The 20,322-nt window shown below is 68.6% G+C and carries 21 protein-coding genes; 19 read left to right on the top strand and 2 right to left on the bottom strand.

Annotated elements, in window-relative coordinates:
• The first annotated feature begins 58 nt into the window (after positions 1-58).
• The 13 genes from rplO (at position 59) to rimM (ending at position 12,635) form a co-directional block, all read left to right on the top strand.
• Complete coding sequence (gene rplO, locus K7957_RS12810; protein WP_223012387.1) at positions 59-592, top strand: 50S ribosomal protein L15; 534 nt, start codon at positions 59-61, stop codon at positions 590-592.
• A gap of 255 nt (positions 593-847) precedes the next feature.
• Entirely contained in the window at positions 848-2,194 is a 1,347-nt protein-coding gene (secY, locus tag K7957_RS12815; protein ID WP_219753892.1) for a preprotein translocase subunit SecY, read from the top strand.
• A gap of 43 nt (positions 2,195-2,237) precedes the next feature.
• A complete protein-coding gene (locus K7957_RS12820) occupies positions 2,238-2,885 on the top strand; it encodes an adenylate kinase (protein ID WP_223012388.1) in 648 nt (215 codons plus the stop codon).
• A 773-nt stretch (positions 2,886-3,658) separates the two neighbouring features.
• A complete protein-coding gene (locus K7957_RS12825) occupies positions 3,659-3,904 on the top strand; it encodes a hypothetical protein (RefSeq protein WP_223012389.1) in 246 nt (81 codons plus the stop codon).
• A 192-nt stretch (positions 3,905-4,096) separates the two neighbouring features.
• Positions 4,097-4,465, top strand: coding sequence for a 30S ribosomal protein S13 (gene rpsM, locus K7957_RS12830; RefSeq protein ID WP_132909157.1), 369 nt, complete (start codon positions 4,097-4,099; stop codon positions 4,463-4,465).
• A gap of 103 nt (positions 4,466-4,568) precedes the next feature.
• The gene (gene rpsK / locus K7957_RS12835) at positions 4,569-4,958 is read left to right on the top strand and encodes a 30S ribosomal protein S11 (protein ID WP_019516037.1); all 390 of its coding nucleotides are present in this window, start codon (positions 4,569-4,571) and stop codon (positions 4,956-4,958) included.
• Positions 4,959-5,050: 92 nt separating this feature from the next.
• Positions 5,051-6,115 carry a DNA-directed RNA polymerase subunit alpha gene (locus tag K7957_RS12840; RefSeq protein WP_183921102.1) on the top strand — a complete coding sequence of 355 codons (1,065 nt, stop codon included), beginning with the start codon at positions 5,051-5,053 and terminating at the stop codon, positions 6,113-6,115.
• A gap of 216 nt (positions 6,116-6,331) precedes the next feature.
• Positions 6,332-6,754: a 50S ribosomal protein L17 gene (gene rplQ, locus K7957_RS12845; RefSeq protein ID WP_132909159.1), complete on the top strand. Its 423-nt coding sequence runs from the start codon at positions 6,332-6,334 to the stop codon at positions 6,752-6,754.
• A 117-nt stretch (positions 6,755-6,871) separates the two neighbouring features.
• Entirely contained in the window at positions 6,872-9,553 is a 2,682-nt protein-coding gene (locus K7957_RS12850; RefSeq protein WP_223012390.1) for a valine--tRNA ligase, read from the top strand.
• Between the two features lie 363 nt (positions 9,554-9,916).
• Complete coding sequence (ffh, locus tag K7957_RS12855) at positions 9,917-11,443, top strand: signal recognition particle protein (protein ID WP_223012391.1); 1,527 nt, start codon at positions 9,917-9,919, stop codon at positions 11,441-11,443.
• Positions 11,444-11,541: 98 nt separating this feature from the next.
• Positions 11,542-11,943, top strand: a complete 402-nt coding sequence (gene rpsP / locus K7957_RS12860; protein WP_223012392.1) for a 30S ribosomal protein S16 — start codon at positions 11,542-11,544, stop codon at positions 11,941-11,943.
• A 70-nt stretch (positions 11,944-12,013) separates the two neighbouring features.
• Positions 12,014-12,166, top strand: coding sequence for a hypothetical protein (locus tag K7957_RS12865; RefSeq protein WP_223012393.1), 153 nt, complete (start codon positions 12,014-12,016; stop codon positions 12,164-12,166).
• A gap of 25 nt (positions 12,167-12,191) precedes the next feature.
• Positions 12,192-12,635 carry a ribosome maturation factor RimM gene (rimM, locus tag K7957_RS12870; RefSeq protein WP_223012614.1) on the top strand — a complete coding sequence of 148 codons (444 nt, stop codon included), beginning with the start codon at positions 12,192-12,194 and terminating at the stop codon, positions 12,633-12,635.
• A gap of 163 nt (positions 12,636-12,798) precedes the next feature.
• Here the strand turns inward: rimM and K7957_RS12875 are convergent, their stop codons facing one another.
• On the bottom strand, positions 12,799-13,707 hold the full coding sequence (locus K7957_RS12875; protein WP_223012394.1) for an NAD(P)/FAD-dependent oxidoreductase: 909 nt from the start codon (positions 13,705-13,707) through the stop codon (positions 12,799-12,801).
• Between the two features lie 52 nt (positions 13,708-13,759).
• Here K7957_RS12875 and K7957_RS12880 point away from each other — a divergent pair, with 52 nt between their 5' ends.
• The 6 genes from K7957_RS12880 to K7957_RS12905 all read left to right on the top strand — a co-directional run bounded on the left by K7957_RS12880 (position 13,760) and on the right by K7957_RS12905 (position 19,416).
• Positions 13,760-14,047, top strand: a complete 288-nt coding sequence (locus K7957_RS12880) for an AbrB/MazE/SpoVT family DNA-binding domain-containing protein (RefSeq protein WP_223012395.1) — start codon at positions 13,760-13,762, stop codon at positions 14,045-14,047.
• 5 nt (positions 14,048-14,052) lie between these two features.
• Positions 14,053-14,418 carry a type II toxin-antitoxin system VapC family toxin gene (locus K7957_RS12885; RefSeq protein WP_343228402.1) on the top strand — a complete coding sequence of 122 codons (366 nt, stop codon included), beginning with the start codon at positions 14,053-14,055 and terminating at the stop codon, positions 14,416-14,418.
• On the top strand, positions 14,415-15,143 hold the full coding sequence (gene trmD / locus K7957_RS12890) for a tRNA (guanosine(37)-N1)-methyltransferase TrmD (protein WP_223012397.1): 729 nt from the start codon (positions 14,415-14,417) through the stop codon (positions 15,141-15,143). The genes K7957_RS12885 and trmD overlap by 4 nt, the downstream gene beginning before the upstream one ends.
• Before the next feature lie 4 nt (positions 15,144-15,147).
• Entirely contained in the window at positions 15,148-15,534 is a 387-nt protein-coding gene (gene rplS, locus K7957_RS12895) for a 50S ribosomal protein L19 (RefSeq protein WP_223012398.1), read from the top strand.
• 486 nt (positions 15,535-16,020) lie between these two features.
• On the top strand, positions 16,021-18,258 hold the full coding sequence (locus tag K7957_RS12900; protein WP_223012399.1) for a S9 family peptidase: 2,238 nt from the start codon (positions 16,021-16,023) through the stop codon (positions 18,256-18,258).
• Positions 18,259-18,342: 84 nt separating this feature from the next.
• Positions 18,343-19,416 carry an aspartate-semialdehyde dehydrogenase gene (locus K7957_RS12905; protein WP_223012400.1) on the top strand — a complete coding sequence of 358 codons (1,074 nt, stop codon included), beginning with the start codon at positions 18,343-18,345 and terminating at the stop codon, positions 19,414-19,416.
• 273 nt (positions 19,417-19,689) lie between these two features.
• Here the strand turns inward: K7957_RS12905 and K7957_RS12910 are convergent, their stop codons facing one another.
• Positions 19,690-20,298 carry a YitT family protein gene (locus tag K7957_RS12910; RefSeq protein ID WP_343228403.1) on the bottom strand — a complete coding sequence of 203 codons (609 nt, stop codon included), beginning with the start codon at positions 20,296-20,298 and terminating at the stop codon, positions 19,690-19,692.
• Positions 20,299-20,322 lie beyond the last annotated feature (24 nt).

Below are 20,322 nucleotides of genomic sequence, written 5' to 3' on the forward strand. Positions count from 1 at the left end.
GGCTAACCGGCCCCCTTCCTGTTTTTCAGCGCGACAGAAGCGAAAGCGAGTGCATATCATGAAGCTCAACGAACTCAGCGACAACCAGGGCGCCCGCCACCGCAAGATCCGCGTCGGCCGGGGCATCGGCTCGGGCAAGGGCAAGACCGGCGGTCGCGGCGTCAAGGGGCAGAAGAGCCGCGAGGGCGTAAGCATCGCGGGCTTCGAGGGCGGCCAGATGCCGCTCCACATGCGGCTGCCGAAGCGCGGCTTCAACAACATCTTCGCCAAGGACTATGCGACGGTGAACCTCGGCGAAATCCAGAAGGCGATCGAGTCGGGCAAGCTGACCGGCACCGACCTGGACCATGCCGCGCTCAAGGCGGCGGGCCTGGCGCGCGGTGGCAAGGATGGCGTGCGGCTGCTCGGCAAGGGCGAGCTGACCACCAAGCTCAACTTCACCGTCGCGGGCGTGTCGGCGTCGGCGCGCGAGGCGGTCGAGAAGCTCGGCGGCTCGGTCAATGTGCCCGAGATCGTCCCCGCCGCGGACAAGCACAAGGCCAAGCACCGCACCGCGCAGGCGGCGCGCAAGCAGGCGCAGACCCAGGCGTAAGCCGCTCCGCTTACCCTCGTCGTCATCCCGGGCTTGAGCCGGGATCCATGCTCCCGCACCCGCGGCGCCGGTCGTCGTTCGCGGCGCGATGGACCCCGGATCAACTCCGGGGTGGCGGACGCGGGGTTGCAGGATGCTCGCGCCGCGCGTGATCCGGACAGACCGGGTTAGACAAGGCGCCTGCTGCGCCTATATGAGCGGCGGGGCGGTACAAACGCATCCCGCCGTTCTTCGTTTCCAGGATACACCGATACGATGGCATCCGCAGCCGACCAGATGGCGCAGAGCATCAGCCTCGCGAAATTCGCGCAGGCGACCGACCTCAAGAAAAGGCTGTGGTTCACGATCGGTGCGCTGATCGTCTTCCGGCTGCTGAGCTACGTGCCGCTGCCCGGGATCGACCCGACCCAGCTCGGCGTGCTCGCCGATCGCATGAAGGGCGGCGTGCTCGACTTCTTCAACACCTTCTCCGGCGGGTCGCTGTCGCGCGCGTCGCTGATCGCGCTGGGCGTGATGCCGTACATCACCGCCTCGATCGTGGTGCAGCTCGCCACCTCGCTGAGCCCGCAGCTCGCGGCGATCAAGAAGGAAGGCGAGTCGGGGCGCAAGAAGCTCAACCAGTACACGCGCTATGGCACCGTCGCGCTGACCGCGGTGCAGGGCTATTTCATAGCGCGCGGGCTCGAGGCCGGGGGCGCGGTGATCGAGCCGGGCATGGTGTTCCGCGTCGGCGCGGTGATCTCGCTGATCGGCGGCACGATGTTCCTGATGTGGCTGGGCGAGCAGATCACCAGCCGCGGCATCGGCAACGGTGTCTCGCTGATCATCATGGCGGGCATCGTCGCGCACCTGCCGACCACGCTGGTCAACCTGCTCGAGGGCGGACGCTCGGGGTCGATGAATCCGATCTCGGTCGTGCTGATCGTCGCGGTGGTCGCGGGGCTGATCCTGCTGATCTGTTTCATGGAGCGCGCGCAGCGCCGCATCCTGATCCAATACCCCAAGCGCCAGACCCAGCGCGGCATGCAGGCCGACCGCAGCCACCTGCCGCTGAAGATCAACACCGCTGGCGTGATCCCGCCGATCTTCGCCTCGTCGCTGCTGCTGCTGCCGCTGACGATCACGCAGTTCGCGGGCAACCGCGTCTCGGGCGAGAGCCGCTTCGGCGACATCCTGATCGGTCTGAACCAATATCTCCAGCACGGCTCGCCGGTGTACATGGCGCTGTACGCCGCCGGCATCATCTTCTTCTCCTTCTTCTACACCGCGGTGGTGTTCAACCCGGAGGAGACGGCGGAGAACCTGAAGCGCTACGGCGGCTTCATCCCAGGCATCCGCCCCGGCAAGAACACCGAGAGCTATTTCGACTATGTGCTGACGCGGATCACCGTGATCGGTGCGGCCTATCTGACGTTCATCTGCGTCGTCCCCGAGTATCTGGTGTCGGCGCTGTCGATCCCCTTCTATCTCGGCGGCACCAGCCTGCTGATCGTGGTCAACGTGACGATGGACACCGTCACGCAGATTCAGTCGCACCTGCTCGCGCATCAGTACGGCGACCTGATCAAGAAGGCGAAACTGAAGGGCGCGCGCCGCCGCTGACCGCGGGGCGCGGGACGGCGACGCGACAGGGAGGCGTTATCTCGTGAACATCATTCTGCTGGGGCCCCCGGGGGCGGGCAAGGGCACCCAGGCGCAGCGGCTGGTAGAGGAGCGTGGGATGGTCCAGCTCTCCACCGGTGACATGCTGCGCGCGGCGGTGAAGGCGGGCACGCCGGTAGGGCTGCAGGCGAAAGCGGTGATGGAGGCGGGGGAGCTCGTCTCGGACGCGATCGTCTCGGCGTTGATCGGCGAGCGTATGGACGCCGGCACCGGGAGCGGGGCGATCTTCGACGGCTACCCGCGCACCGCGGCGCAGGCCGACGCGCTCGACCTGCTGCTGAGCGAGCGCGGGCAGGCACTCGACCATGTCATCGAGCTGGGGGTCGATGAGGACGCCTTGGTCGAACGGATCGTCGGCCGCTTCACCTGTGCGGTGTGCGGTACCGGCTACCACGAAACGTTCAAGCGTCCGGTGGTCGATAATGTCTGCGACGTCTGCGGCGCGAGCGAGTTCAAGCGCCGCCCCGACGACAATGAGCAGACCGTTCGGACCCGCATGGCCGAGTATCGCGCCAAGACTGCGCCGATCATCCCGATCTACGAGTCGCGCGGACTGGTGCGTCGAGTCGACGGCATGGCCGACATCGGCCAGGTCACCGCTGCGATCGAGTCGATCCTCGACGGTCGCTGAGCTGCGGCGGCGCGTCCGGGCGACGCGCGGCGAGCACGATTGCCGCGCTGCCCACCACGATCGCCGCCACCATTCCGCCGAGCGCGAGCAGTCCCCTCGGGGTGACTTCCACCGCTGCACGCGCGCGCAGCCGCGACGTCTCTATCGAGGCGAAGGCGCGTTGTAGGTCCTCCATGCCGAGCGAACGCGCGGGGGCGGCACTGGATGCGTCCGCTGCCGCCGGTGTGGCTCGAAGCGGAGATCGCGACCGATACGGTCGCCGTTTCACGGACATGACCGAAAGTTCATGCGGCTGCCACGCTGCGGAAGCGGCGCGCGGGGTAGAGCAGGGCCACGGGCGGCGGTGGTCGCCGCCCGATCGCCGAAGACAATACGAACTCGTCACCTTCTCTCCCGGTGGTGACGAGGCCGGCGGAGGGTTCCCTGTCCTCCGCCGGCTCTTCGCGTGTCTGGCATCGGTCCGGTCGCGTCCCCACCGACGATCACTCGCCCGCGATCGCCGCCTTCTAGTCAGGCGTCCTCCTGGCGCGCTCTCCGTCTTCGTTACCCCGCGAAGGCGGTGATCCGTCAACGCTGACGGTCTGGTCCGTTGGCGAAGGTTAGCGCGTCTGGATCACCGCCTTCGCGGGGATGACGGAGAGAGCGCCGGCGGACGACCCGCATGGCGGAAGCGCGGGCGTGGAGAACGCGCGGGAGGCTGACCGCTCGGTGATTCCCGCTCACCGAGCCTATTGGCTCTGGCCGCTGCCGTCGCCATGCGGCACACCGGGTGCGTGGACGCTGTCACCTTCTTCGGCCTCTTTGCCGTCTCCTTCATGCTTCTGTGCTATATGATGGAGGACCGTGCGCCTTATTGGACGCTGCTGTTCGCCCTGGGATGCCTGATGGGCTCCGCCTACGGCTTCCTCCAGGGTGCGTGGCCGTTCGGACTGGTCGAGCTCGCCTGGTTCGTCGTGGCGCTGCGAAAATGGGCCGCGCTGCGGCGATCGGCCGCCCGCGACTCGGAACCGCTTGCTTGACAGTGCGTTCCCGCGCGCTTATCCGCCCTTCCTTCCAACCTCTCACCCGTCGGCGTCGCACTCGTGCGCACGTCGCGTTTCCTGCGTTCGGCGGGGAGCGACTCGGGCAGGCGGGGGCGCGGAAGGCAATGCGTTGAGATGGGATGCGTGCAGCCATGCCGCTTCCCGTGGAGCACAGGAGACATATAGCACATGGCACGTATCGCGGGTGTTAACATCCCGACCAACAAGCGCGTGGTGATCGCGCTGACCTACATCCACGGCATCGGGCCGGCCAAGGCCAAGGAACTGACCGAGAAGCTGAACATCACGCCGGAGCGGCGCGTGCAGGACCTGACCGATCAGGAAGTGCTGCAGATCCGCGAGGCGATCGATGCCGGCTACACCGTCGAGGGCGATCTTCGTCGCGAGACCGCGATGAACATCAAGCGCCTGATGGACCTCGCCTGCTACCGCGGCCTGCGTCACCGCAAGGGCCTGCCGGTCCGCGGCCAGCGCACGCACACCAACGCGCGCACCCGCAAGGGCAAGGCGAAGCCGATCGCGGGCAAGAAGAAGTAAAAATCGTCCTGGAGACGATTTCCATCTTCTTCTCCGCCGGAGGCAGGCGCGAGGCGGACAGCCCGCCGGCCCCCGTATTGGAATCTAAGGTCAGGAACACCATATGGCTCAGGCACCGCAGCGCATTCGCCGGCGCGAACGCAAGAACATCACCGCGGGCGTCGCTCACGTGAACGCCAGCTTCAACAACACCATGATCACCATTACCGACGCGCAGGGCAACGCCATCAGCTGGTCGTCCGCGGGCATGATGGGGTTCAAGGGCAGTCGCAAGTCGACCCCGTACGCGGCACAGGTCGCGGCCGAGGACGCGGGCAAGAAGGCCGCCGAGCATGGCGTCCGCACCCTCGAGGTCGAGGTCAAGGGTCCGGGGTCGGGCCGCGAGTCGGCGCTGCGCGCGCTGCAGGCGGTCGGTTTCCAGATCACGTCGATCCGCGACGTGACCTCGATCCCGCACAACGGCGTGCGTCCGTCGAAGCGGCGTCGCGTCTGATCTGATGTTCTTCGCGTGGCCGCTGACGAGCGGCCGCGTCCATTACCCGGTCGGCGCCCGCCAGCGCCTTCCCAACCCCAGGGGACGAGAGCTTGTCTGTCAACGCAAAGAACTGGCAAGAACTGAAGAAGCCCAACCAGCTCGAGAAGAAGAGCGGTGACGGCAAGCGCAAGGCGACCTTCGTCGCGGAGCCGCTGGAGCGCGGCTTCGGGCTGACGCTGGGCAACGCGCTGCGCCGCGTCCTGCTCTCCTCGCTGCAGGGTGCCGCGGTGACCTCGATCAAGATCGAGAACGTGCTGCACGAGTTCAGTTCGCTCGCGGGCGTGCGCGAGGACGTCACTGACATCGTCCTCAACGTCAAGCAGATCGCGATCCGCATGCAGGGCGAGGGACCGAAGCGCCTCCAGCTCTCCGCGACCGGTCCGTCCGAGGTCAAGGCGGGCGACATCGCGGTCTCGGGGGACATCGAGGTGATGAACCCCGAGCTGGTGATCTGTCATCTCGACGAGGGCGCGACGCTCAACATGGAGCTCACCGCCGACGTCGGTAAGGGCTATGTCGCCGCGGTCAACAACCGCCCGGCCGACGCGCCGATCGGTCTGATCCCGGTCGACGCGCTCTACTCGCCGGTGCGCCAGGTGTCATACAAGGTCGATCCGACCCGCGTCGGGCAGGACCTCGACTATGACAAGCTGACGCTGACGATCGAGACCGATGGCACCGTCACTCCCGAGGACGCGGTGGGCTATGCCGGCCGCATCCTGCAGGACCAATTGGCGCTGTTCGTCCACTTCGACGATTCGTCGGTCACGCGCTCGGCCCCGGTCGGCGTCGCGGCGCCGGCGGCGTCGGGCGGCGAGGTCGCGAGCGACACCGCGCAGATCAACCGCTACCTGCTCAAGAAGGTCGACGAGCTCGAGCTCTCGGTCCGCTCGGCCAACTGCCTCAAGAACGACAACATCATCTATATCGGTGATCTCGTCGGCAAGACCGAGGCGGAGATGCTGCGGACCCCGAACTTCGGGCGCAAGTCGCTCAACGAGATCAAGGAAGTGCTCTCGTCGATGGGGCTGCGGTTGGGCATGGAAATTCCCGGCTGGCCGCCTGAGAACATCGAGGAAGTCGCCAAGAAGCTCGAGCAGGAGATCATGGGCTGATCCGCACGCGCATCGCGTGAGCTATGCGCGAGACGGATAGTGCCCGTCGGATGCCGCGTCCGGCACCCGACCGACGCCGCGGCTGAGCCGCGGCGCCATCCGGTCTACTATAGTATAGAGGCTCCCGCGGGAGCGACGTGACGACGGTGGGCTCAAACGTCCCCACCAGGCCCGGGGTACCTCACACGGCCCCCTGACGAACGAAAGGAAAGACCCATGCGTCATAGAGTTGGCGGTCGTAAGCTGCAGCGCACCTCGGCCCATCGCCAGGCGCTGTTCCGCAACATGTCGGCGGCGCTGATCAAGCACGAGCAGATCACCACCACCGTCGCCAAGGCGAAGGAGCTGCGGCCGTATATCGAGAAGCTGATCACGCTCGGCAAGAAGGGCGGTCTCAGCAACCGTCGTCTCGCTCACGCGCGGCTGCTCGACGACGCGCAACTGGTGAAGCTGTTCGACGTGCTCGCGCCGCGCTACGCGTCGCGCAACGGCGGCTACACCCGCATCATCAAGGCGGGCATCCGCGCCTCGGACGCGTCGCCGATGGCGATCATCGAGTTCGTCGACCGCGACGTCGCTGCCAAGGGCCAGGACTCGGGCCCGGTGACGACCGACGAGGACTTCGACGTCGCCGCCTGATCCAGGCGCGCCGCGAGGCTGAAAGCAGGGCCGTCCCGGGATGCCGGGGCGGCCCTTCTGCTATGCGGCGGTGACGCGGTCTTCCCTTTTGGCGCGACGCGGGATAGCCGCCGAACCATGACTGAGCTCGCCAAGACCTTCGACCCCGCCGCGATCGAGCGCCGTTGGTACACGCACTGGGAAGACAAGGGCCTGTTCCGCCCGGAGCGCCCCAACGCCCAGCCCTGGACGATCGTCAACCCGCCGCCCAACGTGACCGGCTCGCTCCACATCGGCCACGCGCTCGACAACACGCTGCAGGACATTCTGACGCGCCACGCCCGGCTCAAGGGCAAGGACGCGCTCTGGGTGGTCGGCACCGACCATGCCGGCATCGCCACGCAGATGGTGGTGGAGCGCCAGATGGCGGCCAAGGGCGAGAAGCGCACTGATCTCTCGCGCGACAACTTCGTCGCGCGCGTGTGGGCATGGAAGGCGGAGAGCGGCGGCGAGATCACGCGCCAGCTGCGCCGGCTCGGCTGCTCGATGGATTGGGCGAACGAGCGCTTCACCATGGACGAGGGCTTCTCGCGCGCGGTGCTCAAGGTGTTCGTCGAGCTGCACCGCCAAGGGTTGCTCTACCGCGACAAGCGCCTGGTCAATTGGGACCCGGGCCTCGGCACCGCGATCAGCGACCTGGAGGTCGAGACGCGCGAAGTGCGCGGCAGCTTCTGGCGGCTAAGCTACCCGCTCGCCGACGGCTCGGGATCGATCGAGGTGGCGACGACCCGCCCCGAGACGATGCTCGCCGACATGGCGGTGGCGGTGCACCCCGAGGACGCGCGCTACACCGCGCTGGTGGGCAAGCAGGTGCGGCTGCCGATCACCGGGCGGCTGATCCCGATCGTCGCCGACGAGCACGCCGATCCGGCGCTCGGCTCGGGCGCGGTGAAGATCACACCGGGGCATGACTTCAACGACTTCGAGGTCGGTCGCCGCGCCGGGATCGAGGCGCGCGATATGCTCAACATGCTCGATGCCAAGGCGCGCGTGGTGCAGACCGCGGACGGGCTGATCCCGGCTGAGTTCCTCGGCCTGCCCGGCAACGACGCCAAGGCCGCGCAGGACGCGCGCCGGCTGGTCGTCGCGCGACTCAAGGAGGCGGGCGTGCTGATCCCGCACGTCGACAAGGAGGGCGTCGAGCACGACGCCGAGCCGCGCGTGATCCAGACGCCGTTCGGCGACCGCTCGGGCGCGGTGATCGAGCCGTGGCTCACCGACCAATGGTATGTCGACGCCGCGACCCTGGCCAAGCCCGCGATCGAGGCGGTGCGCTCGGGCGCGATCCGGCTGGTGCCCAAGTCGTGGGAGAAGACCTTCTTCAACTGGATGGAGAACATCCAGCCGTGGTGCGTGTCGCGCCAGCTCTGGTGGGGCCACCGGATCCCGGCGTGGTTCGACGCCGATGGCCGCGCCTATGTCGCCGAGACCGAGGCGGAGGCGCAGGCCGAGGCGGGCGCGGGCGTGGCGCTGACGCGCGACCCCGACGTACTCGACACCTGGTTCTCCAGCGCGCTGTGGCCGTTCGCGACGATGGGCTGGCCCGACGCGGCGGATCGCACGCTCGGCGGCCGCTACCCCAATGACGTGCTCGTCTCGGGCTTCGACATCCTGTTCTTCTGGGACGCGCGGATGATGATGCAGGGCATGCACTTCATGGGCGAGGTGCCGTTCCGCACGCTCTACCTGCACGGCCTGGTGCGCGCCGCCGACGGCGCCAAGATGTCCAAGTCCAAGGGCAACACCGTCGACCCGCTGGGACTGATCGACCGCTACGGCGCCGACGCGCTGCGCTTCTTCATGGCGGCGATGGAGAGCCAGGGGCGCGACATCAAGATGGATGAGAAGCGCGTCGAGGGCTATCGCAACTTCGCGACCAAGCTGTGGAACGCCAGCCGCTTCGCCCAGGCCAACGGGATCGGCGGCTCGACCACGCTGGAGCCGCCGCTCGCGGCTAATCCGGTGAACAAGTGGATCGTCGCGGAGACGGTCGCGACGGTGCAGGCGGTCGACCTCGCGCTCGCCGACTATCGCTTCGACGCCGCTGCCAACGCGATCTACCAGTTCGTGTGGAGCCGCTTCTGTGACTGGTATCTGGAGCTGATCAAGCCTGTCTCGAGCGAGGCCGAGAGGGGACAGATCGACGGCGAGACCAAGGCGGTCGCGGGCTGGGTGCTCGATCAGATCCTCGTGCTGCTCCATCCCTTCATGCCCTTCATCACCGAGGAGCTGTGGCACGCGCTGGCGCCGCGCGAGCACGAGCTGATCGTCGCGCACTGGCCAATGGCGGACGCGCGCGCGCTCGATCCTGCGGCGAAGCAGGAGGTCGAGCGGCTGATCGAGCTGGTCGAGGCGGTGCGCGGCGCGCGCGCCGAGCTCAACGTTCCACCGGGCACGCGCATTGCGCTCCACACCCGGGCGGGCAGCGTGCCGGCGACGATCGCTCCCTACGTCGAGCGGCTCGCGCGCGTCGCGCTGACGCCCGGCGAGGCGAGCGGTGCGCGCGCGCCGATCCTGTGGGGCGCGGAGACGTTCGCGCTCGCGCTGGACGGCGTGATCGACCTGGAGGCGGAGCGCCAGCGGTTGCAGAAGTCGCTGGCGGCCGCGGAGAAGGAGCGCGACTCGCTGGCGGGGCGGCTCGGCAATGCCAGCTTCGTCGAGCGCGCCAAGCCCGAGGCGGTGGAGAAGGCGCGCGCCGACCATGCCGAGAAGGCCGCGGACGCCGAGCGGTTTGCCGCGGCGCTGGCGCGGCTGGGGTGAGGGCTGGGGCAGCGCACGTGCGGCTTCTGGTCTGCACGCGTTTGGCTTTCGGTTGCCTGCGGCGTGGCGGCCGTCCAGTCGCTACCTTCATCCCGGCCATGAGCCGGGATCCGTGGCTCCGCGAGAGCAACGCTCATGGCGTGGGCGGCGGCATGGATCCCGGATCAAGCCCGCGATGACGCTGTAAATGGACGCAGTGGGCCAACCTCCCACCCACCTTGCGTCCCGCGCCCATTTCCTCTAACAGTCGCCGCACGTTCCACCGTTGAACGCGATCGACATGCGCCCCTGTGGTGCCCGCTGGCCGGCGAGGTTTCGCCCGCCGGCGCTTTTGCGTTTTGCGGCGGATGGGAAGGATACACGATGTTCGATAGCCTCAGCGATCGTCTTGGCGGCGTCTTCGACCGGTTGCGTGGCCGCGGCGCGCTGACCGAGGCGGACGTGCGCGCGGCGATGCGCGAGGTGCGCGTCGCGCTGCTCGAGGCCGACGTCGCGCTGCCGGTCGCGCGCGCCTTCGTCGACGAGATCACCGAGGAAGCGGTCGGGCAGAACGTCCTGCGCTCGGTCACGCCGGGGCAGCAGGTCGTGAAGATCGTCAACGACGCGCTGGTGCGGATGCTCGGCGGCGACGATCCCGCCGCGGCCGAGCTTCAGCTCAACGTCGCGCCACCTGCGGTGGTGATGATGGTCGGCCTGCAGGGCTCGGGCAAGACGACCACTACCGCCAAGATCGCCAAGCGTCTGTCGAGCAGCTCGATGACCGGGCGCTCGGCCAAGAAGGTGCTGATGGCGTCGCTCGACGTCAACCGCCCGAACGCGCAGGAGCAGCTCGCCACACTCGGCACGCAGGTCGAGGTGGCGACGTTGCCGATCGTCGCGGGCCAGCAGCCGGTCGAGATCGCGCGCCGCGCGCTCCAGGCCGCCAAGCTGCAGGGCTTCGACGTGCTGATGCTCGACACCGCGGGTCGACTCCACGTCGACCAGGCGCTGATGGACGAGATGAAGGCGGTCGCCGAGGTGGCGGCGCCGCAGGAGATCCTGCTCGTCGTCGACTCGTTGACCGGCCAGGACGCGGTCAACGTCGCGCAGAACTTCTCCGAGCAGGTGCCGCTCACCGGCGTGGTGCTCACCCGCATGGACGGCGACGCGCGCGGCGGCGCCGCGCTGTCGATGCGCGCGGTCACCGGCAAGCCGATCAAGTTCGCCGGCGTCGGCGAGAAGCTCGACGCGCTCGAGGCCTTCCACGCGTCGCGCGTCGCGGGTCGCATCCTCGGCATGGGCGACGTGGTCAGCCTGGTCGAGCGCGCCGCCGAGTCGATCCAGCAGGAAGACGCCGAGCGCATGGCGAGCCGGCTCGCCAAGGGCCAGTTCGACATGAACGACCTGCGCGGCCAGCTCGCACAGATGAAGCGCATGGGCGGGCTGGGCGCGCTCGCGGGCATGCTGCCTGGCATGAAGAAGGCGCAGGCGGCGATGGACTCGGTGCCGGGCAGCGACAAGATGCTGGTGCACCTCGACGCGATGATCGGCTCGATGACGGTCAAGGAGCGGGCCAAGCCCGAGCTGATCAACGCCAAGCGCAAGATCCGCATCGCCAAGGGCTCGGGGACGACCGTGCAGGAGGTCAACAAGCTCCTCAAGATGCACCTCGAAATGTCCACCGCCATGAAGAAGATCAAGAAGATGGGCGGGCTCAAGGGCATGATGGCGATGCTCGGCAAGGGCGGGCTCGGTGGGCTCGGCAACGCCATCGGTGGCGCCGACATGGGCGACATGATGGGCAAGCTCGGTGGTCCGGGCGGCGGTCCGGGGCTGCCGGGGCTTCCCGGCGGCGGTCTGCCCGGCAACATCCCCGGCGGCCTGCCGCCCGGGTTCCGGTTCAAGAAGTAAATGACGCGCGTCGCCGAGGCGGCGCGGACGTGACGACATTCACCTAGACGATCCCGGCGCCTGCCGGGGCAGAGACAGACAGAAGGAAGACGAACACCATGGCACTCAGCATTCGCCTGTCGCGCGGCGGCTCGAAGAAGCGTCCCTACTACCGCATCGTCGTCGCCGACGCGCGCAGCCCGCGCGACGGCAAGTTCATCGAGAAGATCGGCAACTACAATCCGCTGCTGGGCAAGGACGACGAGAAGCGCATCGTGCTCGACGGCGATCGCGCCAAGCATTGGCTGGGCATGGGCGCGCAGCCGACCGACCGCGTCGCCCGCTTCCTCGACGCCGCCGGCGTGAAGGAGCGCACCGTGCGCAGCAACCCGAAGAAGGGCGAGCCGGGCGAGAAGGCCAAGGAGCGTGCCGAGGAGCGCGCCGAGAAGCTGAAGGCGCAGCAGGAGGTCGCCGCTGCCCCGGCCGAGACCGCCGAGCCCGAGGCGGCGAGCGCCGAGTAAGCTGGCCGGGAAGCCGATCGTCCGCTCGTGCGTTACCCCCGGCTCCAGCGAGACCCGAGAGGACCGCACGATGACGACCGATCCCGACCCGCGCACCGCGCCCGACGACGATGACGACTCGACCACCCAGGACGCCACCAACCAGGGCGTCTCGAGCCAGCAGCCCGCCGAAGGGGACGACGACGCCCCCGCCGGCGGCGCCGGTTCGCCCGACCAGGCCTGACCCTTCGTCCGTCGACCCCGACACGGTGGTGCTCGCCGCCGTGGCGGGGGCGCACGGCGTCGCCGGTGAAGTGCGGCTCAAGGTGTTCGCCGAGGCGCTGGGCGCGCATCGCACCTTCAACGGCGGTGCGCTCACGCTGGTAAAGCTGCGCGACGGCACGATCGCGCGGTTCGCGGAGGTGAACGACCGCACCGACGCGGAGCAACTCCGCGGCACCTTGCTCACCGTCGCGCGCGCGGACCTGCCGCCCCTCGGCGAGGGTGAGTATTATCATGCCGACCTGCTCGGCCTCGCCGCGGTGTCGACCGCGGGCGAGCCCGTCGGTCGCGTCGTCGCGGTGGAGAATTTCGGCGCGGGCGACGTGATCGAGATCGAGCGCGACGGCGGCAAGCGCTTTATGGTGCCGATCAACGCGGTGCCCGAGTGGGACCGTACGCGACTCATCGTGGAGGCGGCGTTCGTGGAGTGAAGGGAGGGGGGGCGCTTCTCGCCTACCTTCCCCCTGCCATCATCCTGAACTTGTTTCAGGATCGACCGACCCGCGAGATCAGCGGTTGCCGCGCTGGCGTAGCAGTAGGTCCTGAAACAAGTTCAGGGTAGCGCCGTGAGAAGGTCGGTCGGGCCAGCCCCCCTCACCGGCGCAGCGGGCACTGTTCCGCCAGTAGGTTGCGGATCGTCGTGGCGGCGACGCCGGCCTCGCCCATGGCGTGGCTGATCTGGTCGAGCCCTTTCACCACGTCCCCCGCCGCGAACAGTCCGGGCACGCTGGTACGCTGATGGTCGTCCACCTCGAGACAACCGTCCTCGCTCGCGCGCGCGCCGGCCTCGACCGCGAGATGCGAGCGGATGCGCGAGCCCAGTGCGGGATAGACGCTGTCGAACGCCATGCGTCCGCGCGCGGTGTCGAGGGCGAAGCGGTCTCCCTCGATCGCATAGTTCCCGCACGGGCCGTCGACGCGCACCACCCCCGCGTCATCGAGCGCCTCGGCGCAGGCCGAGTCGAGTAGATGCTCCGCCTCGGGCGCGATCAGCGTGATGTCGCGGGTGAAGCCGCGCAAGAATAACGCCTCGCGCATGCCGCGCTCGCCCGTGCCGATCACCGCGACCCGCTTGTCGGTCACCTCATAGCCGTCGCATACCGGGCAGTAGCGTAGCAGGCCCCGCGCCAGCGCCGGGTCGTGCACCTCGGGGAGCAGCCCGTGCGGGCGGTGGTTCACCACCCCGGTCGCCAGCAGCACGGTGCGCGCGCGGTGCGTGCCGTGATCGGTGGTGGCGACGAAGCGGTCCCCGTCCTGCGCCAGCCTCGTGACCTTCACCGGCTCGCGCCGGGCACCGTATCTCTCGGCCTGGGTGAGCATCAGGTGCAGCAGCTCGGTGCCAGCGACCCCTTCGGGATAGCCGGCGTGATTATGCGTGCGCGGGATCATCGCGGCGCGGCTCGACCCCGAGTCGAACATTCGGATCGAGAGATGATAGCGCGCCAGGTAGATCGCCGCGGTGAGACCGGCGGGCCCGGCACCGATGATGAGGCAGTCGTCCATCTTGCTGTCGTTCCCGCGCGTATATACATCCCGTGTATACGGGAGATCAGCGATGACTAACGAATATCGCGCCAAGGTGTTCAAGTCGGGCAATTCGGTCGCGCTGCGCCTGCCCAAGGCGCTGGGGCTGAAGGAGGGTACGGAGATGGTGGTCCGCGAGGAACGCGACCATTATGAGTTCGCGCCCGTCGTGAGGGACGATCGACTCGATCTCACGTCAGTATGGGGCAAGTGTTCCGGGCTCGTACCGCCCTTGGCTGAAGAGCGCGCGTTCGAGCCGTCGCCCCGCGCCTGGGACGATCCTGACTGGTCTGGCTGGGAGGGGGACGCCGACCGTTGAGGTACATGCTCGACGCCGACATCGTCATCGCGCTGCTCGCCGGCGAACCCGCCGCGTTGCGCGCGCGCGTCGAGCGTTGTCGCCGCGGCGACATCGTCATCTCCTCCATTGCCTTAGCCGAGGTCGCGCTGGCTAGCGCTAGCGGCAAGCGCCCTTCGTCGGAAATCCTGGAGCAGCTCACCCGTCTCTTCGACGTCCTCCCCTTCGATGCGGGCGCAGCATGGTCCTATGCCAGGCTGCCGTTCCGCCGCGGCAGCTTCGACCGCCTGATCGCGGCGCACGCGCTGGCGCTCAATGCCATCCTCGTCACCAACAACGAGCGCGACTTCGCCGGCATCCCCGGCCTCGCCGTCGAGAATTGGACCCGATGACCTTCCGTGCCACGATCCTGACGCTCTACCCCGAGATGTTCCCTGGCCCGCTCGGCGCCGCGCTCGCCGGGCGCGCGCTTCGCGAGGAGCGGTGGACCTGCGATCCGGTCAACATCCGCGACTTCACCGAGGACCGCCACCGCACCGTCGACGACACCCCCGCGGGCGGCGGGGCGGGGATGGTGCTGCGCGCCGACATCGTCGGCCGCGCGGTCGACGCGCATGCCGACGGTCGCCCGCTGATCGCGCTCACCCCGCGCGGCGCGGCGCTGACGCAGCGCCGCGTGCGCGACCTCGCCGTAGGGCCGGGGGCGGTACTGCTGTGCGGGCGCTTCGAGGGCTTCGACGAGCGACTGTTCGCGGCGCGCGCGATCGAGCAGCTCTCGATCGGCGACTATATCCTCTCGGGCGGCGAGATGGCCGCGCTGGTGCTGCTCGACGCTTGCGTTCGGCTGCTTCCGGGGGTAATGGGCGCGGCTTCGAGCGGTGACGAGGAGAGCTTCGAGAGCGGCCTCCTCGAATATCCGCATTATACCCGACCTGTCGAATGGGAAGGGCGCACGATCCCCGAGGTGCTGCGATCGGGGGATCATGCGAGGATCGCGGCGTGGCGTCAGTCACAGGCCGAGATCGACACACGGCTACGGCGGCCGGACCTGTGGGAGCGTCACGAGGGCGCTCGGGTCGGCTCGCCCTCTGGCGCGCGGCACGGAAGTAAGGATTGACGCGATGAACCTGATCCAGACGCTCGAGGCCGAGCAGATCGCCAAGTTCCATGAGACCAAGCAGCTCCCCGAGTTCCGCCCCGGTGATACGCTGAAGGTCGGCGTGAAGGTGGTCGAGGGCGAGCGCACGCGCGTCCAGAATTTCGAGGGCGTGTGCATCGCGCGCGCGAACCGGGGCATGGGCTCGTCGTTCACCGTGCGCAAGATCAGCTTCGGCGAGGGCGTCGAGCGCGTGTTCCCGCTCTACTCGCCCAACGTCGATTCGATCGAGGTGGTGCGCAAGGGCGCGGTGCGTCGCGCCAAGCTCTACTATCTGCGTGGCCGCACCGGTAAGTCGGCGCGTATCGCCGAGCGCCGCGACAACCGTCCGCAGCCGCAGGCCGCCGAGTAAGCGACCCCCGGTTCTGACCGGAGCGCCCGGGGGCGCGGTGGGAGACCACCGCGCCCTTTCCTCGTTGGGGGGCGGCGGGCATCGCACCGCCGGGTTGCCGCAGCTGGCGTCATCCTGAGCTTGTCTCAGGATCCACTGTGCCGCTCGCTCAAGTGCCGGTGGTGCTCGCGGACGGATGAATCATGAGACGAGCTCGGGCTGACGGTAGCGAGATGGGCTACGTGCCTTGTATCTCCAAGTGTCACCCCGGCGGACGCCGGGGTCCAGGTGGGGACGTTGGTGATGGCCACGCAGGCCTTCCCAACTGGACCCCGGCGTTCGCCGGGATGGTGAGCTTATGGTGAAGGAGCGCTCGCGCCGCGCCGGCATCAGCGTTTCACCTGAGGAGCCCCGCACCACGACAGCAAGGGTGCCGCTTTACCTCGCCGTCTCCCGCCGCGATAAGAGCGGCGCGCCCGGTCCCGGGTCGTGATCCCGGAGGAATGGATGCGTTCATGGTTGGCGGTGTTGGCGCTCGCGACGGTTGCAACAGGAGCGCTCGTGGCTGAGTCCGCACAAGCGCAGGCGCGCACGACAAGAACCGCCCCGCAGCGCCTCACCCTCGAGCGCATCTTCGCCGCGCCCGATCTCGGCGGTCAGCAGCCGCGCTCGCTGAAGCTATCGCCCGACGGCCGGCTGCTCACGTTCCTCCGCCCGCGCGCCGACGACCGCTTTCGCCTCGACCTCTGGGCGCGCGACACCGCTACCGGGCAGGAGCGGATGCTGGTCGATAGCACGCGCGTCGGCAGCGGCGCGGCACTCTCCGAGGCGGAGAAGATGCAGCGTGAGCGCGCGCGCATCGGTGCGCTGACCGGGATCATCCGCTACGACTGGTCGCCCGACGGGCGTCAGTTGCTCGTTCCCGCGGACGGCGACCTGTACCTCGCCGGGCTGGACGGCGCGACGCGGCGGCTCACTGAGGTGAGGGGCGGTGTGCTCAACGGCGAGGTCTCGCCGCGCGGCGGCTTCGTCAGCTACGTGCGCGACCAGAACCTGTGGCTCCAGCCGCTCGCCGGCGGCGCCGCGCGCGCGCTCACGCAGGGCGGCGGGGGCACGGTCCATTTCGGCGAGGCCGAGTTCGTCGCGCAGGAGGAGATGGACCGCCGCACCGGCTATTGGTGGAGCCCCGACGATCGCTATGTCGCGGTCGAGCGGTTCGACGAGGCGCCGGTGCAGGTCTTCACCCGCGCCGCGATCGGCGCTGCCGGCACCGAGATCTACCAGCAGCGCTATCCCGCCGCGGGCACGCCCAACGTCGCGGCCGAGCTCCACGTGATGCGCGCCGATGGCAAGGGGCAGGTGAGGGTCGATCTCGGCACTGACCCCGATATCTATCTGGCGCGGGTCGACTGGCTGCCCGACGGCTCGGCGCTGCTCGTCCAGCGCGAGAACCGCGCCCAGACCCGCTTGGACGTGCTTCGCGTCGACCCCGCCACCGGCAGGGCCACCCCGCTGTTCAGCGAGACCGCCGCGCCGCGCAGCTGGATCAACCTCACCGACAGCTATCGCGCGCTCGGCGACGGCGGGCTGCTGTGGCGTTCCGAGCGCGACGGCTACGGCCACCTGTGGCTGCTGCGCGGCGGCCAGTGGACCCAGCTGACCAAGGGACCGTGGGTGGTCACCGGGCTGGTCGCGGTCGACGAGGCCGCGGGCAAAGTCTATTTCATGGCCAACAAGGACGACGTGCTCGAGCAGCAGCTCTACGTCGTCCCGCTCGCCGGCGGCACGCCCGAGCGGCTGACCGAGCGCGGCTGGCAGAACAGCGTCACCGCCGATGCCGCGGCGCAGCGCTTCCTGGTCACCCGCTCCAACCCGAACCAGCCGCCGCAGGTCTATCTCGCCGACGCCGCCGGCAAGCGGCTCGCCTGGGTCAATGAGAACCGGATCGAGGGCGGTCACCCCTATGCGCCCTATCTCGCCGCGCACCGCCCGGTGACGTTCGGGACGATCAAGGCGGAGGACGGCACCGAGCTGCACTGGCAGATGGTCACGCCGAAGCTGAAGGCGGGCAAGCGCTATCCCGTCTTCTTCCAGCATTACGGTGGGCCGGGCCCGCAGAACGTCGCGCGCGACTGGAAGAACCCGCTGATCCAGCACATCGTCGACCGCGGCTGGATCTATTTCGAGCTTGATAACCGCGGCTCGGCCAACCGCGGTGTGAAGTTCGAGAGCGCGATCTGGCATGCAATGGGCACGGTGGAGGTCGCTGACCAGCGCGCCGGCGCGACCTATCTCAAGTCGCTGAGCTACGTCGACCCGGAGCGGATCGCGACCTACGGCTGGTCGTACGGCGGCTATATGTCGCTGAAGATGATCGAGGCCGATCCCGGCCTCTACGCCGCCGCGATCTCGGGCGCACCGGTGACCGACTGGCACCTCTACGACTCGCATTACACCGAGCGCTACATGGGCGATCCGCGCACCGACACCGCGGCCTATGACGCGTCGCGCGCGGTGCGCGACCCGAAGCGCATCACCACGCCGCTGCTACTGATGCACGGCATGGCCGACGATAACGTCTTTCTCGACAATTCCACCAAGGTGGCAGCGGCGCTGCAGGGCGCGGACATGCCGTTCGACCTGATGTTCTACCCCGGCAAGACCCACTCGGCGGTGCGCGACATCCACGTCTGGACCACGATCGAGCGCTTCCTCGACGCGCATGTCGGCAGCGGGCCCAAGTAAAGCTTGCTGTCGCCCGCGCGGCGGGCGCAATAGGGCCGTCGCGGAATGAGAACGCGCGCACCGAGCGCGCCGGGAAGGACAGACATGGGTTATCGGGTGGTGGTGGCGGGGGCCACGGGCAACGTCGGGCGCGAGATGGTCAACATCCTCGCCGAGCGCGAGTTTCCTCTCGACGAGATCGCGGTGCTGGCGTCGAGCCGCAGCCAGGGCGAGCAGATCGAATATGGCGACACCGGCAAGATGCTCAAGGTGCAGAACATCGAGCATTTCGATCCCGCCGGCTGGGACATGGCGCTGTTCGCGATCGGCAGCGAGGCGACCAAGGTCTATGCCCCCAAATTCGCCGCGGCGGGCTGCACGGTGATCGACAATTCGTCGCTCTACCGCATGGACCCGGACGTACCGCTGATCGTGCCCGAGGTGAACGCCGCCGCGATCGACGGCTACAAGCGCAAGAACATCATCGCCAACCCTAATTGTTCGACCGCGCAGATGGTGGTGGCGCTCAAGCCGCTGCACGACGCCGCGACGATCAAGCGCGTGGTGGTGGCGACCTATCAGTCGGTCTCGGGCGCGGGCAAGATCGGCATGGACGAGCTGTTCGAGCAGAGCCGCAACATCTTCGTCGGCGACCCCGCCGAGCCGAAGAAGTTCACCAAGCAGATCGCCTTCAACGTCATCCCGCACATCGACAGCTTCCTCGACGACGGCTCGACCAAGGAAGAGTGGAAGATGGTGGTCGAGACCAAGAAGATCCTCGATCCCAAGATCAAGGTGGTCGCCACCTGCGTGCGCGTGCCGGTGTTCGTCGGCCATTCCGAGGCGCTCAACGTGGAGTTCGAGAACGAGCTGTCGGCCGAGGACGCGCAGCGCATCCTGCGCGAGGCGCCCGGCGTGATGCTGGTCGATAAGCGCGAGGACGGCGGCTACGTCACCCCGATCGAGAGCGCAGGCGACGACGCCACTTATGTGAGCCGCGTGCGCGAGGATCCGACGGTGGAGAACGGGCTGGCGCTGTGGTGCGTCAGCGACAATCTCCGCAAGGGCGCGGCGCTCAACGCGGTGCAGATCGCCGAGCTGCTCGGCCGCCGCCACCTCAAGAAGGCGGACGAGACGGATGACGCCGCCTTCGACGCGGTGTTCGCCGAGGACGAGTGAGGGAGCGGCAGAGTTCGCCGCATCGCTCGCTTAATTACCCGCCGTTCATGCTGGGGAGAGGCCGAGTTCGTCGAAGCCTTGTCTCGAAGCACGGCTGCCGCCGACGTGGCCTTGCTTCTAGGCTGCACTTCGACGTCGCTGAGTGCCCCCTCAGCACGAACGGCGGAGCGAAGAGCCCTGCGTCCTCCGTGTTCCTGCGCACGCAGGAACCCAGGGCCACGCACCTCGCGCTTGCCGCCCTGGGCTCCTGCGTCCGCAGGAGCACGCGGTGACTCAATAGCCGGTATACCGCCCCGGCCGGTGCCAGGCGATCAGGATGCCGCTGATCGCCGCCGCGGACAACGCCGACCACGCTACGCGCTCGACCGGCAGCGCCACCAGTGACACCAGCAGGATCACCGCGTCGATCGCGATCTGCGTGCGGCCCGCGTTCCAGCCGCGGCGCTGCTGGAGCCAGAGCGTGACCACGCCGGTCCCACCGATTCCGGCATGGTGCCGCGCCAGCGCCAGCGCGCCGAAGCCGATCACCGACCCGCCCGCCAGCGCGGCGAAGGCGGGATCGATGTACGCGATGCTGAGGCCGTAGCGGGTCACCGTGCCGAGCCCGGCGACGCCGATCCCCACCAGGGCCGTGCGCAGGGTGAAACGCCGCCCCATCGCGCGCCACGCCAGCCAGAAGAACGGCAGGTTGAGCAGGGTGAACAGCACCCCGCTCGGCAGCGGCACCGCATAGGAGAGCAGCAGCGCCACCCCTGCGATCCCGCCCGTCACGAGCCCGGCAGCGTGGAGCAGCGCGAGCCCGAGCACGACGAGGATGCAGCCGAGCGCGAGCGCATAGGCGTCCTCGATGGCACTGTGCGGGAGAGAGGGGGGGCGACTCACCACCGCGCTGTGCCAGCCGCCGGC

The organism is Sphingomonas yunnanensis, from assembly GCF_019898765.1.
Taxonomy (GTDB): domain Bacteria; phylum Pseudomonadota; class Alphaproteobacteria; order Sphingomonadales; family Sphingomonadaceae; genus Sphingomonas; species Sphingomonas yunnanensis.

What these genes read in the sequence shown, in the direction of transcription:
- K7957_RS12885 (WP_343228402.1), top strand. Translation starts at nt 14,053, where the DNA reads ATGCTCGACGCCGACATCGTCATCGCGCTGCTCGCCGGCGAACCCGCC.
- K7957_RS12900 (WP_223012399.1), top strand. Translation starts at nt 16,021, where the DNA reads ATGCGTTCATGGTTGGCGGTGTTGGCGCTCGCGACGGTTGCAACAGGA.
- ffh (WP_223012391.1), top strand. Translation starts at nt 9,917, where the DNA reads ATGTTCGATAGCCTCAGCGATCGTCTTGGCGGCGTCTTCGACCGGTTG.
- rplQ (WP_132909159.1), top strand. Translation starts at nt 6,332, where the DNA reads ATGCGTCATAGAGTTGGCGGTCGTAAGCTGCAGCGCACCTCGGCCCAT.
- rplS (WP_223012398.1), top strand. Translation starts at nt 15,148, where the DNA reads ATGAACCTGATCCAGACGCTCGAGGCCGAGCAGATCGCCAAGTTCCAT.
- rplO (WP_223012387.1), top strand. Translation starts at nt 59, where the DNA reads ATGAAGCTCAACGAACTCAGCGACAACCAGGGCGCCCGCCACCGCAAG.
- K7957_RS12880 (WP_223012395.1), top strand. Translation starts at nt 13,760, where the DNA reads ATGACTAACGAATATCGCGCCAAGGTGTTCAAGTCGGGCAATTCGGTC.
- K7957_RS12850 (WP_223012390.1), top strand. Translation starts at nt 6,872, where the DNA reads ATGACTGAGCTCGCCAAGACCTTCGACCCCGCCGCGATCGAGCGCCGT.
- rpsM (WP_132909157.1), top strand. Translation starts at nt 4,097, where the DNA reads ATGGCACGTATCGCGGGTGTTAACATCCCGACCAACAAGCGCGTGGTG.
- trmD (WP_223012397.1), top strand. Translation starts at nt 14,415, where the DNA reads ATGACCTTCCGTGCCACGATCCTGACGCTCTACCCCGAGATGTTCCCT.
- K7957_RS12865 (WP_223012393.1), top strand. Translation starts at nt 12,014, where the DNA reads ATGACGACCGATCCCGACCCGCGCACCGCGCCCGACGACGATGACGAC.
- rpsK (WP_019516037.1), top strand. Translation starts at nt 4,569, where the DNA reads ATGGCTCAGGCACCGCAGCGCATTCGCCGGCGCGAACGCAAGAACATC.
- secY (WP_219753892.1), top strand. Translation starts at nt 848, where the DNA reads ATGGCATCCGCAGCCGACCAGATGGCGCAGAGCATCAGCCTCGCGAAA.
- K7957_RS12875 (WP_223012394.1), bottom strand. Translation starts at nt 13,707, where the DNA reads ATGGACGACTGCCTCATCATCGGTGCCGGGCCCGCCGGTCTCACCGCG.
- rpsP (WP_223012392.1), top strand. Translation starts at nt 11,542, where the DNA reads ATGGCACTCAGCATTCGCCTGTCGCGCGGCGGCTCGAAGAAGCGTCCC.
- K7957_RS12905 (WP_223012400.1), top strand. Translation starts at nt 18,343, where the DNA reads ATGGGTTATCGGGTGGTGGTGGCGGGGGCCACGGGCAACGTCGGGCGC.